Genomic DNA, 16,461 nt, shown 5'->3' on the forward strand with positions numbered 1-16,461 from the left:
CAAGACACAAATGCCGCCTGCCCGGAGTTCCTCAGAATGACCCACGTAGTCACCGAAAACTGTATCAAGTGCAAATACACCGATTGCGTCGACGTATGCCCGGTGGACTGTTTTCGTGAGGGTCCCAACTTCCTGGTGATCGACCCCGACGAATGCATCGACTGTGCCGTGTGCATCCCCGAATGCCCGGCCAACGCCATCTACGCCGAGGAAGACGTGCCGCAGGACCAGCTCAACTTCATCGCCCTGAACGCCGAGCTGTCGCCCGAGTTCGCCAGCATCAGCCGCGCCAAGAAGCCGCTGCCCGACGCCGACGAATGGAACGGCAAGCAGGACAAGCTGCAATACCTGGAAAAATGATCCGCGAGCGCGCGGCCGTCCCCGGCCCGCGCCGTGCGATGCGCCGATGACAGACGACTCCAAATACACGCGCCAGACCGTCACCCACGTCCATACCTGGGTGCCCAACAAGCTGTTCTCGGTGCGCACCACGCGCGATGATGCGTATGCCTTCCTGCCGGGCCAGTTCGCACGCGTCGGCCTGCCGGATGCCGACGATCCCGCCGGACCGCCCACCCTGTGGCGCGCCTACTCGATGGTCTCGGCCCCGCACCAGCCCTGGCTGGAGTTCTATTCCATCGTCGTGCCCGAGGGGCTGTTCAGCCCGCGCATGGCGCGGCTGCAACCCGGCGACGCCCTGTACGTCGAAAAAGCCCCCTACGGCTTCCTGACGCTGGAACGCTTCGCCCCCGGTGGCGACCTGTGGCTGCTGGCCTCCGGCACGGGGCTGTCGGCCTACCTGTCGATCCTGCGCGACCCGGCCGTGTGGCGCGCCTATCGCCGCATCGTCCTGGTGCACGGCGTGCGCACCGCGGCGGAGCTGGCCTACCGCGAGGAAATCGAAAGCTGGCGCCATGACCCGTCCCTGGCCGAGCTGTTCGCGGCCGAACCGGACAAGCTGACGTACCTGCCGATCGCCACCCGCGAGGCGCTGCCCGGCATGCCGCAGGCGCGCCTGACCACCCTGCTCGCCGACGGCGGCCTGGAACGCCTGGCGGGCCTGCCGCTGGACCCGGAGCAGGCAAAGATCATGCTTTGCGGCAATCCGGACATGCTCGCCGATGCCCGCAAGCTCCTGGGCGAGCGCGGCTTCAAGCCGGGCCGCCGCGGCATCCCCGGCAACCTCGCGGTGGAAAACTACTGGTGATCGCGCGCCGGTCCCGGCCCGCCCCCCGGCCCATCCGGCCTACGGCGAAAATCCCCCTTTTTCACGCTGCCGGCGCCACCCGATTCCGCCCTAAACTGGTGCGCAAGGGATGACGGGTCGCATTTTTGCAACAAAAATTCCGGTTTTCCGACGCTTTCGTCAGACAAATTGGAAATACCGTTACTCCCCGGCGCAATAATCGGGGCACACGCACGACCCAGAAGGACTTCCCCAATGCTGTACCAATTGCACGAAATGCAGCGCGCCTTCCTGACTCCGTTCGCTGCATTCACGGACGCCGGTTCCCAGCTGTTCTCCAGTCCCTACAGCCCGCTCGCCTACACCCCGATCTCGCGCCAGATGGCCGCCGGCTACGAGTTGATGACGCGTATCGGCAAGGAATACCAGAAACCGGCATGGAACCTGCCCGCCACGCAGATCGGCGGCAAGTCGGTCCGAGTCACCGAAACGGTCGTGCTGGACAAGCCCTTTTGCCGCCTGGTGCACTTCCACCGCGACGTGCGCCAGGCCCCGCAGGACGATCCCAAGGTGCTGCTGGTGGCGCCGCTGTCGGGCCATCACGCCACGCTGCTGCGCGACACCGTGCGCGCCTTGCTGCCCGGCCACGACGTCTATGTCACCGACTGGATCGACGCGCGCATGGTGCCACTGTCGGCCGGGCCATTCCACCTGAACGACTATGTGCGCTACGTGCAGGACTTCATCCGCCACCTGGGGCCGGACGTGCACGTCATCTCCGTCTGCCAGCCGACCGTGCCGGTGCTGGCCGCCGTGTCGCTGATGGCCTCGGCCAACGATCCCTGCCAGCCGCGCAGCATGGTCATGATGGGCGGCCCGATCGATCCGCGCCAGTCGCCCACGCAGGTGAACCGCCTGGCCACCACCAAGCCCTATTCGTGGTTCGAAAGCCAGGTCATCCACCCGGTGCCGCCGCGCTACCCGGGGTCGGGCCGCAAGGTCTACCCGGGCTTTCTGCAGCACGCCGGCTTCATGGCCATGAATCCCGACCGCCACATGAAGTCGCACTACGACTTCTACCTGGACCTGCTGCGCGGCGACGACAGCGACGCCGAGGCCCACCGCCGCTTCTACGACGAATACAACGCCGTGCTGGACATGCCGGCCGAGTTCTACCTGGACACCATCCGCATGGTGTTCCAGGAGTTCGCCCTGCCCAACGGCACCTGGGAAGTCGACGGCCAGCTTGTGCGTCCGGCCGACATCAAGAAGGTCGCGCTGTTCACCATCGAAGGCGAGCTGGACGATATCTCCGGCCAGGGCCAGACGCGCGCGGCCATCAAGCTGTGCAAGAACATCCCGGCCGATCGCAAGATGCATTACACCGCCCCCAACTGCGGCCACTACGGGATTTTCTCGGGCCGCCGCTGGCGCGAAATGATCTGTCCTAAAATTGCGGAGTTCATCCGGCAATCGGCTTAGGGCCGCGCGTCCCGCCGAACCGTAGTCCACGGGGCCCGAGCGGCCCCGTTTGTTTTTCCGCCCGCGCGGCCACGCCCGGTTTCGCGCCCGCGCGGCGCCTTACGTTTTTCATTGTTCGCCATGTCCTGTCGTTCTCTCGCCGACCGCGTCGACGCCCTGCTGCCGCAGACGCAATGCACCAAGTGCGGCTATGACGGCTGCCGGCCCTATGCCGACGCCATCGCCGATGGCTCCGCCCCGATCAACCGCTGCCCGCCAGGCGGCGACGAAGGCATCGCCGCGCTGGCCTCGCTGCTGGAGACCGCCGTGTTGCCGCTGGACCGCAGTCGCGGCGAGCCCGGCCCCTTGCTGGTGGCCCGCATCGACGAAGCGCATTGCATCGGTTGCACCCTGTGCATCCAGGCCTGTCCGGTCGATGCCATCGTCGGCGCCAACAAGCACATGCACACCGTGCTGCCCGACTGGTGCACCGGCTGCGACCTGTGCGTGGCGCCCTGTCCGGTCGATTGCATCCAGATGGTGCCCGCCGGCCGCGCCTGGAGCGCCGCGGACGCCAGCGCCGGGCGCCAGCGCCACCAGCGTCATCAGGCGCGCCTGGAACGTCTGGCCGCGGACAACGCCCGCCTGATGGCCCCGGAGGCCGCGGCCCAGCCCGCCCCCCCCCTTACCGCCGACACGCAGAGCGAAGACCGCAAGCGCGCCGCCATCGAATCCGCGCTGGCCCGTGCCCGCGCCCGCCGCACCACGCCGCGCCCATGAACGCCGCCAAACGCCGAGAGATCTTCGCCCGCCTGCAGGCGGCCAATCCCCATCCCACCACCGAACTCGAATACGAGACGCCGTTCCAGTTGTTGATCGCGGTGTTGCTGTCGGCGCAGGCGACCGACAAGTCGGTGAACATCGCCACGCGCAAGTTCTTTCCCCGCTACGGCACGCCACAGGCCTTGCTGGCGCTGGGCGAGGAAGGCCTGGCGGACTACATCAAGACGATCGGCCTGTACCGCACCAAGGCCAAGAACGCGATCGCCACATGCCGCCTCCTGATCGAACGGCACGGCGGCGAAGTGCCGCAAACCCGCGAAGCGCTGGAGGCGCTGCCCGGTGTCGGCCGCAAGACGGCCAACGTGGTTTTGAACACCGCCTTCGGCCAGCCCACCATGGCGGTCGACACACACATTTTCCGCGTCGCCAACCGCACCGGTATCGCCCCGGGCAGGAACGTGCTGGAAGTCGAACTGAAACTGGAGAAATTCGTGCCGCGCGAATATATGCAGGATGCGCACCACTGGCTGATTTTGCAGGGCCGTTATGTGTGCGTGGCGCGCAAACCCAAATGCCCGCAATGCGGCATTTCCGATCTCTGCGAATACAAAGATAAAACCCCGGCGTGAGCTGGGCGTCACGCACGCCGCATTTCTGCGGAATCCTCGTGCGCCGCGGCGGCCAAACCGGGTTTTCCCGATGCCGGCAACGATGACGGATCGATGACGGCCAATATGGATTTGCTGCAACGCGTTGCGTCTGGCCATAGGGTTTTCGCCCAGCCGCCATGCGAATTGTCCGCCATTTGACAATTCACCTTTCCGCACCGCAAAACCTATGACAAACCCTCATGGAATTTTGATTCAGAGGTGCGCATACTCGCCGGCAACTCTTATAGAAAACCGTGCGATTTCGCCGGCTTTCCTTACCCCGCGGGGGGCTCTGCGCATAACGCCGGGCAGGGTCCAAATAAATACAACGCCGGTGCAGCGGACATGGACGACACGATCCTGGAGACAAAAGGCCTCACCAAGGAATTCCGCGGTTTTGTCGCGGTCAATGGGGTCGATTTGCGTATCAAGCGAGGCGAGATTCATGCCTTGATCGGGCCGAACGGCGCGGGCAAGACCACATGCTTCAACCTGCTGACCAAGTTTCTTTCTCCCACCTCGGGAACCATCAAGTTCAATGGCATCGACATCACCGGTGAGCGTCCGGCGCAGATCGCGCGGCGCGGGGTGATCCGTTCGTTCCAGATCTCGGCGGTGTTTCCGCACCTGACCGTGCTCGAGAACGTGCGCATCGGCCTGCAACGCAAGACCGGGCTGTCGTTCCACTTCTGGCAGAGCGACAAGCGCCTGGCCGCGCTGAACGCGCCGGCGCTGGAACTGCTCGAGCAAGTCGACCTGGGCGCGTTCGCCAACGAAACCACGGTCAACCTGCCCTACGGCCGCAAACGCGCGCTCGAAATCGCCACCACGCTGGCGATGGAACCCGAGTTGATGCTGCTGGACGAGCCCACGCAGGGCATGGGCCACGAGGACGTGGACCGCGTCACGCAACTGATCAAGCGCGTCAGCGCCGGCCGCACCATCCTGATGGTGGAACACAACATGAACGTCGTGTCCTCCATCGCCAACACCATCACCGTGCTGGCGCGCGGCGCCGTGCTGGCCGAGGGCACCTATGCCGAAGTGTCCCGCCACCCCGCCGTGATGCAAGCCTACATGGGCACCACCGACGGCGAACTGCAAGGAGCGCACGCATGAGCACCCCGGCACTGGAAATCTCGGGCCTGCAGGCCTGGTACGGGGAATCGCATATCCTGCATGGCGTGGATATGCGCGTGGGCCAGGGCGAGGTCGTCACGCTGCTGGGCCGCAACGGCGCCGGCCGCACCACCACGCTGCGGGCCATTCTTGGCCTGACCGGCTCGCGCAAGGGTTCGGTGCGCATCCATGGCACCGAAGCCATCGACCTGCCCACCTACAAGATCGCCCACCTCGGCGTGGGCTATTGCCCCGAGGAACGCGGCATCTTCGCCAGCCTGTCGTGCGAAGAGAACCTGCTGCTGCCCCCCGTGGTCGGATCGCTCGGCGGCGGCATGTCGCTGGCCGAGATCTACGACATGTTCCCCAATCTGCAGGAACGCCGGCACTCGCCCGGTACGCGTCTGTCGGGCGGCGAACAACAGATGCTGGCCGTGGCGCGCATCCTGCGCACTGGCGCCAACCTGCTGCTGCTGGACGAGATATCCGAGGGCCTGGCGCCGGTCATCGTACAGGCGCTGGCCCGCATGATCACCGCGCTCAAGCAGCGCGGCTACACCATCGTCATGGTGGAACAGAATTTCCGCTTCGCGGCGCCGCTGGCCGATCGCTTCTACGTCATGGAGCACGGCCAGATCGTCGAACATTTCGAAGCCGCAGAACTTTCAGAGAAACAGGACACGCTCAACGAACTGCTGGGCGTCTAAAGCAACCTGTCACCCGCCGGGTTCCCGGCATCCCATACACCAAAGGGAAGAGGAGTCATCCCATGAAGCTGCACACCATCACTGCTGCACTGGCCATGGCGGGCCTGGGATTCGCCGGGGCACCCGCCCAGGCACAAGGAATCTCCGACGATGTCATCCGCATCGGATTCATCACCGACATGTCCGGCGTCTACTCCGACATCGACGGCAAGGCCGGCCTCGAAGCCATCCGCATGGCGATCGAGGATTTCGGCGGCTCGGTCAACGGCAAGAAGATCGAAGTGCTGTCCGCCGACCACCAGAACAAGGCCGACGTGGCCTCGGCCCGCGCCCGTGAATGGTTCGACCAGCAGAAAGTCGACGTGATCATCGGCGGCACCAACTCGGCCACCAGCCTGGCCATGGCCGCGGTGGCGGCGGAAAAGAAAAAGCCCTTCATCGCCATCGGCGCCGGCGCTTCCGACCTGACCAACTCCCAATGCACGCCCTACACCGTGCACTATGCCTACGATACCGTGGCGCTGGCGCGCGGGACCGGCTCGGCGGTGGTGAAGGACGGCGGCAAGACCTGGTTCTTCCTGACCGCGGACTATGCCTTCGGCCACGCGCTCGAGCGCGACACGATGGCGGTGGTCAAGGCGGCCGGCGGCGAAGTCAAGGGCCAGGTGCGCGCTCCGCTGGGCGCCTCCGACTTCTCCTCGTTCCTGCTGCAGGCGCAAGCCTCCAAGGCGCAGATCCTGGGTCTGGCCAATGCCGGCGGCGACACCATCAACTCGATCAAGGCCGCCAACGAATTCGGCGTCACCAAGACGATGAAGATGGCGGGCCTGCTGGTGTTCATCAACGACATCCACTCGCTCGGCCTGGAAGCCACCAAGGGCATGTACCTGACCGACGGCTGGTACTGGGACCAATCCGATGCCTCGCGCGCCTGGTCCAAGAAGTTCGAAGCCAAGGTCGGCCGCAAGCCGTCCATGCTGCAGGCCGCCGATTATTCCTCGGTCACGTTCTACCTGAACGGCGTGAAGGCCACCGGCAGCGACGATGCCGACGCCCTCATGAAGTGGATGAAGTCGAACAAGATCAACGACTTCTTCACCCAGGGCGGCTATGTGCGCGAAGACGGCCGCATGATCCATGACATGTACCTGATGCAGGTCAAGACGCCGGCCGAATCCAAGGCGCCGTGGGACTACTACAAGGTCGTCGCCACGCTGCCGGGCGACGAGGTCTACACCAAGCTGTCCGAGTCGACCTGCAAGCTGGTCAAGAAGTAATTCCCGTCGATGCGACCCATTGATGCGCCCCGGCCCGCGCGGCCGGGTCGCATCCTGAATTTGCCCGCTTCCCTTCGTACGCGCAGGATTTTCACAAGATGACTGATATTTTCGGCATCCCCATACAGGCCTTGTTCGGCCAGTTGCTGCTGGGACTGGTCAATGGTTCCTTCTATGCCATGCTGTCGCTCGGCCTGGCCGTTATCTTCGGACTGCTGAACGTCATCAACTTCGCGCACGGCGCACTCTACATGCTGGGCGCCTTCGTCGCCTGGATGGGGCTGTCGTACCTGGGGTTGAACTACTGGATCATGCTGATCCTGGCGCCGATAGTGGTCGGCCTGTTCGGCATCCTCATCGAGAAGCTGCTGCTCAAGCACCTTTACAAGCTCGACCACCTTTACGGATTGCTGCTGACTTTCGGCCTGACGCTGCTGATCGAAGGCCTGTTCCGCAGTTTTTACGGCGTTTCAGGCCAGCCTTACCCCACCCCCGACGCGCTGCGCGGCGCCACCAACCTGGGCTTCATGGTGCTGCCCAACTATCGCGGCTGGGTGGTGGTGGCATCGGTGATCGTGTGCATGTCGACCTGGTTCGTGATCGAGCGCACACGGCTTGGCGCCCTGCTGCGCGCCGGCACCGAGAACCCCAAGCTGGTCGAGGCCTTCGGCGTCAACGTGCCGCGGATGATTACGCTGACCTACGGCTTCGGGGTGGCGCTGGCCGGTTTTGCCGGCGTGCTGGCGGCCCCCGTGCTGCAGATTTCGCCGCTGATGGGCTCCAACCTCATCATCGTGGTGTTCGCGGTCGTCGTGATCGGCGGCATGGGCTCGATCCTGGGCGCTATTGTCACCGGGCTGGGCCTGGGCGTGATCGAAGGCCTGACCAAGGTGTTCTGGCCCGAGGCGTCCAGCACGGTCGTCTTCATCATCATGGCCATTGTCCTGTTGCTCCGCCCGGCCGGGCTGTTCGGAAAAGAGAAATGAATCGTCAATTCCTGGGCTATGCGGTCCTGGCCGTCGTGGTGGCCATTCTTCCTTTCGTCGGGGTGTATCCGATCTTCGTCATGAAGATCATGTGCTATGCCCTGTTCGCCTGCGCCTTCAACCTGCTGCTGGGCTTCACCGGCCTGCTGTCGTTCGGCCACGCGGCGTTCCTGGGCAGTGCCGCCTATGCCGCCGGGCACGCATTGAAGGTCTGGGGCGTGCCGACGGAGATCGGCCTGTTGTTCGGCGTCGCGGTAGCCGCGCTGCTGGGCCTGGCCATGGGCGCGCTGGCGATCCGCCGCAGCGGCATCTACTTCGCGATGATCACGCTGGCCCTGGCGCAGATGGTGTTTTTCTTCTTCCTGCAAGCCCACTTCACCGGTGGCGAGGACGGCCTGCAGAGCGTGCCGCGCGGCACCCTGCTGGGTATCGTCGACCTGTCCGACGACCTGAACCTGTATTACCTGGTGATGGGTGTGTTCGCGATCGGCTACTTCATCATCTGGCGCACGGTGAATTCGCCGTTCGGCCAAGTGCTGCAGGCGCTGCGCGAAAACGAACCACGCGCAATCTCGCTCGGCTACGACGTGGACCGCTTCAAGCTGCTGGCATTCGTGCTCTCGGCCGCCATCGCCGGCCTGGCCGGCGCCACCAAGACGCTGGTATTCGTTTCGGCCACGCTGTCGGACGCCACCTGGCAGATGTCGGGCCTGGTGATCCTGATGACGCTGATCGGCGGCCTGGGCACGCTGACCGGGCCGATACTGGGCGCCTTCATCGTGGTGCTGCTGGAAAACAAAGTCGGCGACTTCGGCCAGATGATGGCCAGCCTGACCGGCATGGACTGGTTCCTGCGCCTGGGCGAATCGGTCACGATCGTGATCGGCCTGATCTTCGTCATCTGCGTGCTGGCGTTCCGCCGCGGCATCGTCGGCGAGATCGGCGCGCTGATCGAGAAACGGCGCGCCACCGCGCGCGCCTGACGCGCGGCCCGGCGCCGCCTTCCCGACCACAGGGCCGCTCGATGCGGCCCTGCCCACATGGCGCGTGCGCGCCGCGCCCTTACAATGGCCTGCACGCAATCCGAAAGGTGCTCCACCATGCGCATCAAGCCCTTGTCCGCCGCCGTCCATGGCGTCCTGGCGCTGTCCGCCATCCTGTTCGCGCCCACGGCCGCCCATGCCGCCAAGCCCGTCTGTGAAATCGACCGCCCGGTGCGCTTCAGCGGCCTGAACTGGGAATCGAACCTGGTGCTGGCCGGTATCGAACGCTACGTGATGGAGCACGGCTATGGCTGCAAGACCAGCGTCGAAATCGGCGAAACCCTGCCGATGCTGGCCGCGCTGCAGCGCGGCGACGTCGACGTCACGCCCGAGGTCTGGCCCGGCCAGATCGAGGTCGCCTGGAACAAGGCCCTGGCCACCGGCCGCGTGCAGGGCCTGGGCCACGTCTACGATGCCGGCGAAGGCTGGTATGTGCCGCGCTACACGGTGCAGCGCCATCCGGACCTGAAGACGGCCGCGGACCTGGCGCGCTTCAAGCAAGTCTTCGCCGACCCCGAAGAGCCGGGCCGCGGCCGCATCTACGGCTGCCCGGCGGGCTGGGCCTGCGGCACGCTCAACGACAACCTGCTGCGCGCCCTGGGGCTGGAACGCGACTACAGCCTCTTCGCCCCCGGCTCTGGCGCCGCGCAGAAGGCCGCCATCTTGTCGGCCTACAAACGCCAGCGCGACATCGTGTTCTATTACTGGACGCCGACCGCGCTGGTTGGCGCGCTCGACCTGGTCAAGCTGGAACTGCCGGCGTTCGACCAGGCCGCCTACACCTGCCTGACCGACCCCAAATGCGCCAAGCCAGTGGCCACCGCATTCAAGCCCAACCCCGTAGTCACCGGCGTGAGCACCGCCTTCGCCAAGGAAGCGCCGCAGCTGGCGGCGTTCCTGGCCAGGCTAGCCATCCCCAGCGACGCCATCGACGCCACGCTCGGCTGGCTCGAGACCGAAGGCAAGGAACCCGAGGATGCGGCCCGCTACTTCCTCAAGCAGTACGGCCCGGTCTGGCGCCAATGGATGCCGGCCGAGGCGGCCGAACGGGTGCAGGCGGCGCTGGACAAGGAGTGAGGCGGCCCGCGCCTCATGTATCCTGACGTTTCGGCGCCGCTCTCGCGCCCACCCGACACTCCCGAAGGAAAGCCATCATGGATGCCTTGTTCTGGCACAACGGTCACTGGACCACCGAAAACCCCAAACTGCTCGGCCCCGCCGACCACGCCTTCTGGATGGCCAGCATGGTCTTCGACGGCGCGCGTGCGTTCCGCGGCCTGACGCCCGACCTGGACCTGCACTGCCAGCGCGTGGTGCGCTCGGCCGAAAAAATGCTGATGAAGCCGCAGATCACCGGGCAGGAGATCCAGGCGCTGTGCCTGCAGGCCGTGGCCAAATTTCCCGAAGGCAGCGAGCTCTACATCAAGCCGATGTTCTTCTGCGCCGACGGCTTTCTGCTGCCCGACGCCGACAAGACCCAATTCGTGCTGCACGTCTTCAAGGTGCCGATGCCGGGCGAGCAGGGCTTTGCCGCCTGCTTCTCCAGCTTCGCGCGTTCGTGGCCCAACATGGCGCCGACCGACGCCAAGGCCTCGTGCCTGTACCCCAACGGCCAGCGCGCCATCCGCGAGGCGATGGACAAGGGCTTCGACAATGCCATCATGCTGGACGGCGCCGGCAACGTCGCCGAGTTCGCCTCCAGCAACCTGTGGATCGCCAAGGACGGCGTGGTCTCGACCCCGGTGGACAACGGCACCTTCCTGAACGGCATCACGCGCCGCCGCGTGCTGACGCTGCTCAAGGCCGATGGTGTGGAAGTCCAGGAACGCAGCCTGACGCGCGCCGACATCGAAGCCGCCGACGAAGTGTTCTCCTCCGGCAACTATGGCAAGGTGGTGCACGTGAACCGCGTCGAGGACCGCAAGCTGGAATACGGCCCGTTCGCCCGCCGCGCGCACAAGCTGTACATGGACTACGCCGAAAGCACCCGCAAGTAAGCGCGCCCCGCGGCGCATGGAACGCACCGCCCTGGCCGGGGCGGCGCCGCACGGCAAGGACAGACCCAGCATGCAATCCCGACGCGAATTCCTGCGCGGTGGCGCCGCGATCGCAGGCGCCGGCAGCGCCCTGGCGCTGCTGCCCGCCTCGATCCGCCGTGCGCTGGCGATTCCCGCCAGCCGCCGCACCGGCACCATCGAGGATGTCGAGCACATCGTCATCTTCATGCAGGAAAACCGTTCGTTCGACCACTACTTCGGCGGCCTGGCCGGGGTACGCGGCTTCGGCGACCGCTTCCCCATCCCGGTGCCGGCCAGCCCCGACTTCGAGCGCCGCACGGTCTGGGCGCAATACAACGGCCGCCCCGACGAAGGCGGACCACGCAGCGTGCTGCCGTTCCGGCTGGACACCCGCGCGGCCTATGAAGCCATGCGCGTGGCCAGCACCCCGCACACCTGGCCCAACGCCCAGGACGCCTGGGACGCCGGCCGCATGGGCCAATGGCCGGCCGCCAAGAAGAACCATTCGATGGCGTACTACACCGAAGCGGACATGCCGTTCCAGTACGCCATGGCACGCGCCTTCACGGTGTGCGATGCCTATCACTGCTCGTTCACCGGCGGCACCAATACCAACCGCCTGTTCCTCTGGAGCGGCAGCAACGACGGCCTGGGCCGCGGCCATGGCCCGGCGCTGGGCAACACCTACAACAAGCTGGGCGGCGGCGATCCGGCCGGCGCCTACACCTGGACCACCTATCCCGAGCGGCTGGAGCGCGCCGGCATCCGCTGGCGCATCTACCAGGACATGGCGGACAACTACTCGCTCAACCCGACCGCCGGCTTCAAGGCCTACCGCGACGCTTACCATGACCTGCCGGGCTCGCTGGCCGCGCTCAAGGACAAGGCGCTGACCACCCGCGGCCTGGACCTGCTGCGCCGGGACGTGCTGGACGGCACGCTGCCGCAGGTATCGTGGATCTGTGCCACCAAGGCCGGCTCCGAGCATCCCAGCCCCTCCAGCCCGGCACAGGGCGCGGACTACACGGCCCGTGTGCTGGACGCGCTGACCGCCAACCCCGAAGTCTGGAGCAGGACCGTCCTCTTGCTGATGTTCGACGAGAACGACGGCTTCTTCGACCACATGCCGCCGCCTGCCCCGCCTTCGCGCGGCCGCGATGAGCGGCTGGCCGGCGCATCGACGGTGGACACCACCGGCGAATACCACGAGATCGTCACCGGCACCGAAAAGGACGATACGGCCGCGCACCTGCACGGCGTCTACGGTCTGGGCCCGCGCGTGCCGATGTACGTGCTGTCGCCCTGGACCAAGGGCGGCTGGGTCAACTCGGAAGTATTCGACCACACCTCGGTGCTGCGCTTCATCGAGCGCCGCTTCGGCGTCGCCGAACCCAACATTTCGCCGTGGCGCCGCGCGGTCTGCGGCGACCTGACCTCGATCTTCGATTTCGCCACGCCCGATGAGGCCAACCTGATCCGCGGCCTGCCCGACACCGCCGCGCGCGCGGCGCAGGCCGCCGCCCTGCCCGGCACCATCACGCCGCCCGCGCCCGAACGGCCGGCGCTGGCGCGCCAGCAGGCCGGCATCCGGCCGTCGCGCGCGCTGCCCTATGCGCTATCGGTGCAGGCCAGCGCCGGCAAGGAAAGCATCGCGCTGCGCATGGACAACAGCGGCGCCGCCGCGGCCGTTCTGCACGTTTACGACCGCCTGCGCCTGGAGGACGGCCCGCGCCGCTACACCATCGAGGCTGGCAAGCACCTGGAAGACAACTGGCCGGTGATGGGAGACGACGGCCGCCACGACCTGTGGGTGCTTGGCCCCAATGGCTTTCATCGCCACATCGCGGGCCGGCTGCACGCGGATGGCGAGCCGCTGTCGGTCGAGGCCATCTGCGATCCCGCCGGGCCGACCTTGCGCCTGAAGCTGCGCAACCCGGGCGCATTGCCGCGCGGCTTCCAGGTCGAAGCCAACGCCTACGGCTACGCCGGCCACCACGAACCGGCGCTGGCACCCGGCGTCGGCGCCACCCTGGCCTGGGACCTGGCCGCCAGCGGCGGCTGGTACGACTTCAGCGTGCGCGCCGACGACGCGCCCGGCTTCATCCGCCGCCTGGCCGGACGCATCGAAACCGGCGCCCCTTCCACCTCCGACCCCGCGATGGGCCAGGAACTAATTTTGCATTGGACGCTGCCTGCATGAAACCGCCCGCCCCTTATGAAAACGCCGTGACCTTCCAGTTCGGCGATTCGCCCGAACTGGCCGACGAGCTGCTGGCACTGGTGCTGTCCGGCGCCAAGACCGCGACCTGCGGCGCGCTGCGCGACTTCGACGAGAAGGAACCGGTGCCCGAGCCGGGCCGGCGCGACGTGGTGCTGGACGGTCGCGGCCGCCCGGCCTGCGCCATCGAAACCATCAGTATCGTGATCCAGCGCTTCGACGAAGTGGACGAAGCCTTCGCCCTGGCCGAGGGCGAAGGCCCCTACGAGGCCTGGCGGTCCGGACACATCGATTATTTCGACCGCAATGGCGGCTACGCGCCGGACATGCTGCTGGTGTGCGAGCGCTTCCGGGTGATAGACGTGTTTGAACGCGAGGCGGGCTGACGCGCCCGCCTCGCGGCGTGGATCAGGCCTCGACCTGCTCCGCGCCCTTGCCCAGGCCGAGATAGCTCTCGATCACCTTGGGATCGCCGGCCAGCTCGCGCGCCGGGCCGTGCAGGATGACTTCGCCGGTCTCTAGCACGTAGCCGTAGTCGGCCACCTGCAGCGCCGCGCGCGCGTTCTGTTCCACCAGCAGGATCGCCACGCCGGTCTCGCGCAGGCGCGCGATGATGTGGAAGATCTCGCGCACGATGCGCGGCGCCAGGCCCAGGCTGGGCTCGTCCAGCATCAGCAGCGCCGGCTTGGCCATCAGCGCGCGGCCGACCGCCAGCATCTGGCGCTCGCCGCCCGACAGCGTGCCGGCCTGCTGGGCACGGCGCTCGCGCAGGCGCGGGAACAGGTCGAAGACTTCGTCTAGCGTGCCGCGCCAGCCGCTTTCGCGGGCGCGGTAGCGGCGGAAACCGCCCAGCAGCAGGTTGTCTTCGACCGACATGCTGCCGAACAGCTCGCGCCGCTCGGGCACCAGCGACATGCCGGCGGCGACGCGGCGCTCGACCGGCCAGCCCGACACATCGGTGCCCGCGTACTGCACGGAGCCGGCCGCGTGGCCGGTCTGCGGCAGCGCGCCCATCATGGCGTTCAGCATGGTGGACTTGCCGGCGCCGTTGGCGCCGATCACGGTGACGATGCTGCCGGCCGGAACCGTCAGCGTGGCGCCGGCCAGCGCGCCGACCTTGCCGTAACGCGCCGACAGGTTGCTGACTTCGAGAACGGGTCTGGACGTCGTCATTGCACGCCTCCCGTGGCGACCGGCTTGGCCTGGTCGGCTTCGGGCAGATCGTCGTCGATGCCGCCCAGGTAGGCTTCCAGCACCGCCGGGTTCTGTTGCACCTCGGCCGGCACGCCTTCGGCCAGCTTGGTGCCGAAATCCATCACCACCAGGTGGTTGGTCAGGCGCATCACAAAATCCATGTCGTGTTCCACCAGCAGAATGCTCATACCCTCGGCGCGCAACTGTTCCAGCACGCGCGCCAGGTCCTGCTTTTCCTTGTAGCGCAGGCCGGCGGCCGGCTCGTCCAGCAACAGCAGCACCGGATCGCTGGCCAGGGCCCGCGCGATTTCCAGGATGCGTTGCTGGCCCAGCGCCAGGTTGCCCGCCTGCTCGTAGAGATATTCGCCCAGGCCGACGCGCTTGATCTGCTCGGCGGCCTCGTGCAGCAACTGTGCTTCGCGTGCTCGGTCGGTGTGCAGGGCGCCCGCCCACACGCCCACGTCGGAACGCAGGTGCGCGCCCAACGCGACGTTTTCCAGCACTGTCATGCCGGGCAACAATTGCACGTGCTGGAAGGTGCGGCCCACGCCCAGCCGGGCGATCTCGCGCGCCGAACGGCTGTCGATGCGCTCGCCCATGAACGTGACCTGGCCGCGCGTGACCGGCAGCACGCCGCTGATCAGGTTGAATGTCGTGCTCTTGCCAGCGCCATTGGGGCCGATCAGGCCCATGATCTCGCCGGAGCGGACCTTGAAGCTGATGTCGTTGACCGCCACCAGGCCGCCGAATTCCTTGCGGATGGCATCCACCTCCAGCACCACCTGCCCGGCCTGGGGACGCGCGCGCAGCGGCAACGCCGGCGCCGGCTTGGGCGGCGCAAGGTTGCGGCGCGTGCCGTCGGCGCCGGTGAGGTTGCCCCACCAGCCCGCCAGGATCGGCCAGAGGCCGTTGCGGGCGTACTGCAACATCAGGATCAACAGCACGCCGAAGACGATCATCTCGAAGTTGGCGTTGGTGTCCAGCAGCTTGGGCAGCAGGTTCTGCAGTTGGTCTTTCAGCACCAGGATGACGCTGGAACCGAGCAAGGCGCCCCAGACATAGCCGGCGCCGCCGACCACGGCCATGAACAGGTATTCGATGCCATAGTTCAGGCCGAAGGGACTGGGACTGACCGCGCGCTGCATGTGGGCATAGAGCCAGCCCGACACGCAGGCGAGCAAGGCCGCCCAGACGAAGATCACGACCTTGTAGGCCGCCGTGTTCACGCCCATCGACTCGGCCATGCCGGCGCCGCTCTTGAGGGCGCGGATGGCGCGGCCGGGACGCGAATTCAGCAGGTTGCGCGTCGCCCACAACGCCAGCAGCACGAATACCCAGATCAGGTAGTAGATATGGCGGCCGCTGGCCAGCGAGACCCCGAAGATGCTGATGGGCTCGATGCCGGCGATGCCGTCATGCTTGCCCAGCCAGTCGATATTGCCGAACAGGAAATACAGCGACAGTCCCCAGGCGATGGTGCCCAGCGGCAGGTAGTGCCCCGACAGGCGCAGCGTGATCGCGCCCAGCAGATAGGCCACCACCGCGGTCAGGATCAGTCCGGCTGGCAGCGCCAGCCAGGGCGAGACATCGTGCTGCGTGGTCAGGTAGGCCGTGGTGTATGCGCCCAGGCCGACGAACGCCGCCTGGCCGAACGAGGTCAGGCCGCCGACGCCGGTCAACAGCACCAGGCCCAGCACCACCAGGCTGGCCAGCCCGATGTAATTCAATTGCGTCACCCAGAACTCGGGCGTGACCGGCAACAGCGGCAGCCCAGCCAGGACGACGATGAAGATGGCAAGCAGAATGCGGTTCATGGCGG

The 16,461-nt window shown here is 66.6% G+C and carries 16 protein-coding genes; 14 read left to right on the forward strand and 2 right to left on the reverse strand.

The window, feature by feature from the left end:
• Positions 1-36 precede the first annotated feature (36 nt).
• The 14 genes from fdxA (at position 37) to AC6LKG_RS06125 (ending at position 13,834) form a co-directional block, all read left to right on the forward strand.
• Positions 37-360 carry a ferredoxin FdxA gene (gene fdxA / locus AC6LKG_RS06060; RefSeq protein ID WP_006389264.1) on the forward strand — a complete coding sequence of 108 codons (324 nt, stop codon included), beginning with the start codon at positions 37-39 and terminating at the stop codon, positions 358-360.
• Positions 361-406: 46 nt separating this feature from the next.
• Complete coding sequence (locus tag AC6LKG_RS06065; protein ID WP_498163507.1) at positions 407-1,207, forward strand: ferredoxin--NADP reductase; 801 nt, start codon at positions 407-409, stop codon at positions 1,205-1,207.
• A gap of 234 nt (positions 1,208-1,441) precedes the next feature.
• Positions 1,442-2,668, forward strand: a complete 1,227-nt coding sequence (locus AC6LKG_RS06070) for a polyhydroxyalkanoate depolymerase (protein ID WP_498163508.1) — start codon at positions 1,442-1,444, stop codon at positions 2,666-2,668.
• A 120-nt stretch (positions 2,669-2,788) separates the two neighbouring features.
• Positions 2,789-3,427: an electron transport complex subunit RsxB gene (gene rsxB / locus AC6LKG_RS06075; protein WP_498163509.1), complete on the forward strand. Its 639-nt coding sequence runs from the start codon at positions 2,789-2,791 to the stop codon at positions 3,425-3,427.
• Positions 3,424-4,059 carry an endonuclease III gene (gene nth / locus AC6LKG_RS06080; protein WP_498163510.1) on the forward strand — a complete coding sequence of 212 codons (636 nt, stop codon included), beginning with the start codon at positions 3,424-3,426 and terminating at the stop codon, positions 4,057-4,059. The genes rsxB and nth overlap by 4 nt, the downstream gene beginning before the upstream one ends.
• Positions 4,060-4,425: 366 nt before the next feature.
• On the forward strand, positions 4,426-5,199 hold the full coding sequence (locus AC6LKG_RS06085) for an ABC transporter ATP-binding protein (RefSeq protein WP_498163511.1): 774 nt from the start codon (positions 4,426-4,428) through the stop codon (positions 5,197-5,199).
• On the forward strand, positions 5,196-5,906 hold the full coding sequence (locus AC6LKG_RS06090; RefSeq protein ID WP_006389258.1) for an ABC transporter ATP-binding protein: 711 nt from the start codon (positions 5,196-5,198) through the stop codon (positions 5,904-5,906). Before AC6LKG_RS06085 ends, AC6LKG_RS06090 begins: the two co-directional genes overlap by 4 nt.
• 62 nt (positions 5,907-5,968) lie before the next feature.
• Positions 5,969-7,183 carry an ABC transporter substrate-binding protein gene (locus AC6LKG_RS06095; protein WP_498163512.1) on the forward strand — a complete coding sequence of 405 codons (1,215 nt, stop codon included), beginning with the start codon at positions 5,969-5,971 and terminating at the stop codon, positions 7,181-7,183.
• 98 nt (positions 7,184-7,281) lie between these two features.
• Positions 7,282-8,169 carry a branched-chain amino acid ABC transporter permease gene (locus AC6LKG_RS06100; protein ID WP_498163513.1) on the forward strand — a complete coding sequence of 296 codons (888 nt, stop codon included), beginning with the start codon at positions 7,282-7,284 and terminating at the stop codon, positions 8,167-8,169.
• The gene (locus AC6LKG_RS06105; RefSeq protein WP_498163514.1) at positions 8,166-9,152 is read left to right on the forward strand and encodes a branched-chain amino acid ABC transporter permease; all 987 of its coding nucleotides are present in this window, start codon (positions 8,166-8,168) and stop codon (positions 9,150-9,152) included. The genes AC6LKG_RS06100 and AC6LKG_RS06105 overlap by 4 nt, the downstream gene beginning before the upstream one ends.
• A 117-nt stretch (positions 9,153-9,269) precedes the next feature.
• Positions 9,270-10,289: an ABC transporter substrate-binding protein gene (locus tag AC6LKG_RS06110; protein ID WP_498163515.1), complete on the forward strand. Its 1,020-nt coding sequence runs from the start codon at positions 9,270-9,272 to the stop codon at positions 10,287-10,289.
• A gap of 77 nt (positions 10,290-10,366) precedes the next feature.
• Positions 10,367-11,209 carry a branched-chain amino acid aminotransferase gene (locus AC6LKG_RS06115; protein ID WP_498163516.1) on the forward strand — a complete coding sequence of 281 codons (843 nt, stop codon included), beginning with the start codon at positions 10,367-10,369 and terminating at the stop codon, positions 11,207-11,209.
• 70 nt (positions 11,210-11,279) lie between these two features.
• The gene (locus AC6LKG_RS06120; RefSeq protein WP_498163517.1) at positions 11,280-13,430 is read left to right on the forward strand and encodes a phosphocholine-specific phospholipase C; all 2,151 of its coding nucleotides are present in this window, start codon (positions 11,280-11,282) and stop codon (positions 13,428-13,430) included.
• Positions 13,427-13,834, forward strand: coding sequence for an ASCH domain-containing protein (locus tag AC6LKG_RS06125; protein ID WP_498163518.1), 408 nt, complete (start codon positions 13,427-13,429; stop codon positions 13,832-13,834). Before AC6LKG_RS06120 ends, AC6LKG_RS06125 begins: the two co-directional genes overlap by 4 nt.
• Positions 13,835-13,856: 22 nt before the next feature.
• Here AC6LKG_RS06125 and AC6LKG_RS06130 read toward each other — a convergent pair whose 3' ends face one another.
• Together AC6LKG_RS06130 and AC6LKG_RS06135 are read right to left on the reverse strand one after the other, a co-directional pair.
• A complete protein-coding gene (locus tag AC6LKG_RS06130; RefSeq protein ID WP_498163519.1) occupies positions 13,857-14,621 on the reverse strand; it encodes an ABC transporter ATP-binding protein in 765 nt (254 codons plus the stop codon).
• Entirely contained in the window at positions 14,618-16,456 is a 1,839-nt protein-coding gene (locus tag AC6LKG_RS06135) for a branched-chain amino acid ABC transporter ATP-binding protein/permease (protein WP_498163520.1), read from the reverse strand. Before AC6LKG_RS06135 ends, AC6LKG_RS06130 begins: the two co-directional genes overlap by 4 nt.
• Between the last annotated feature and the right edge of the window lie 5 nt (positions 16,457-16,461).

It is taken from the genome of Achromobacter sp. 46006, assembly GCF_059761975.1.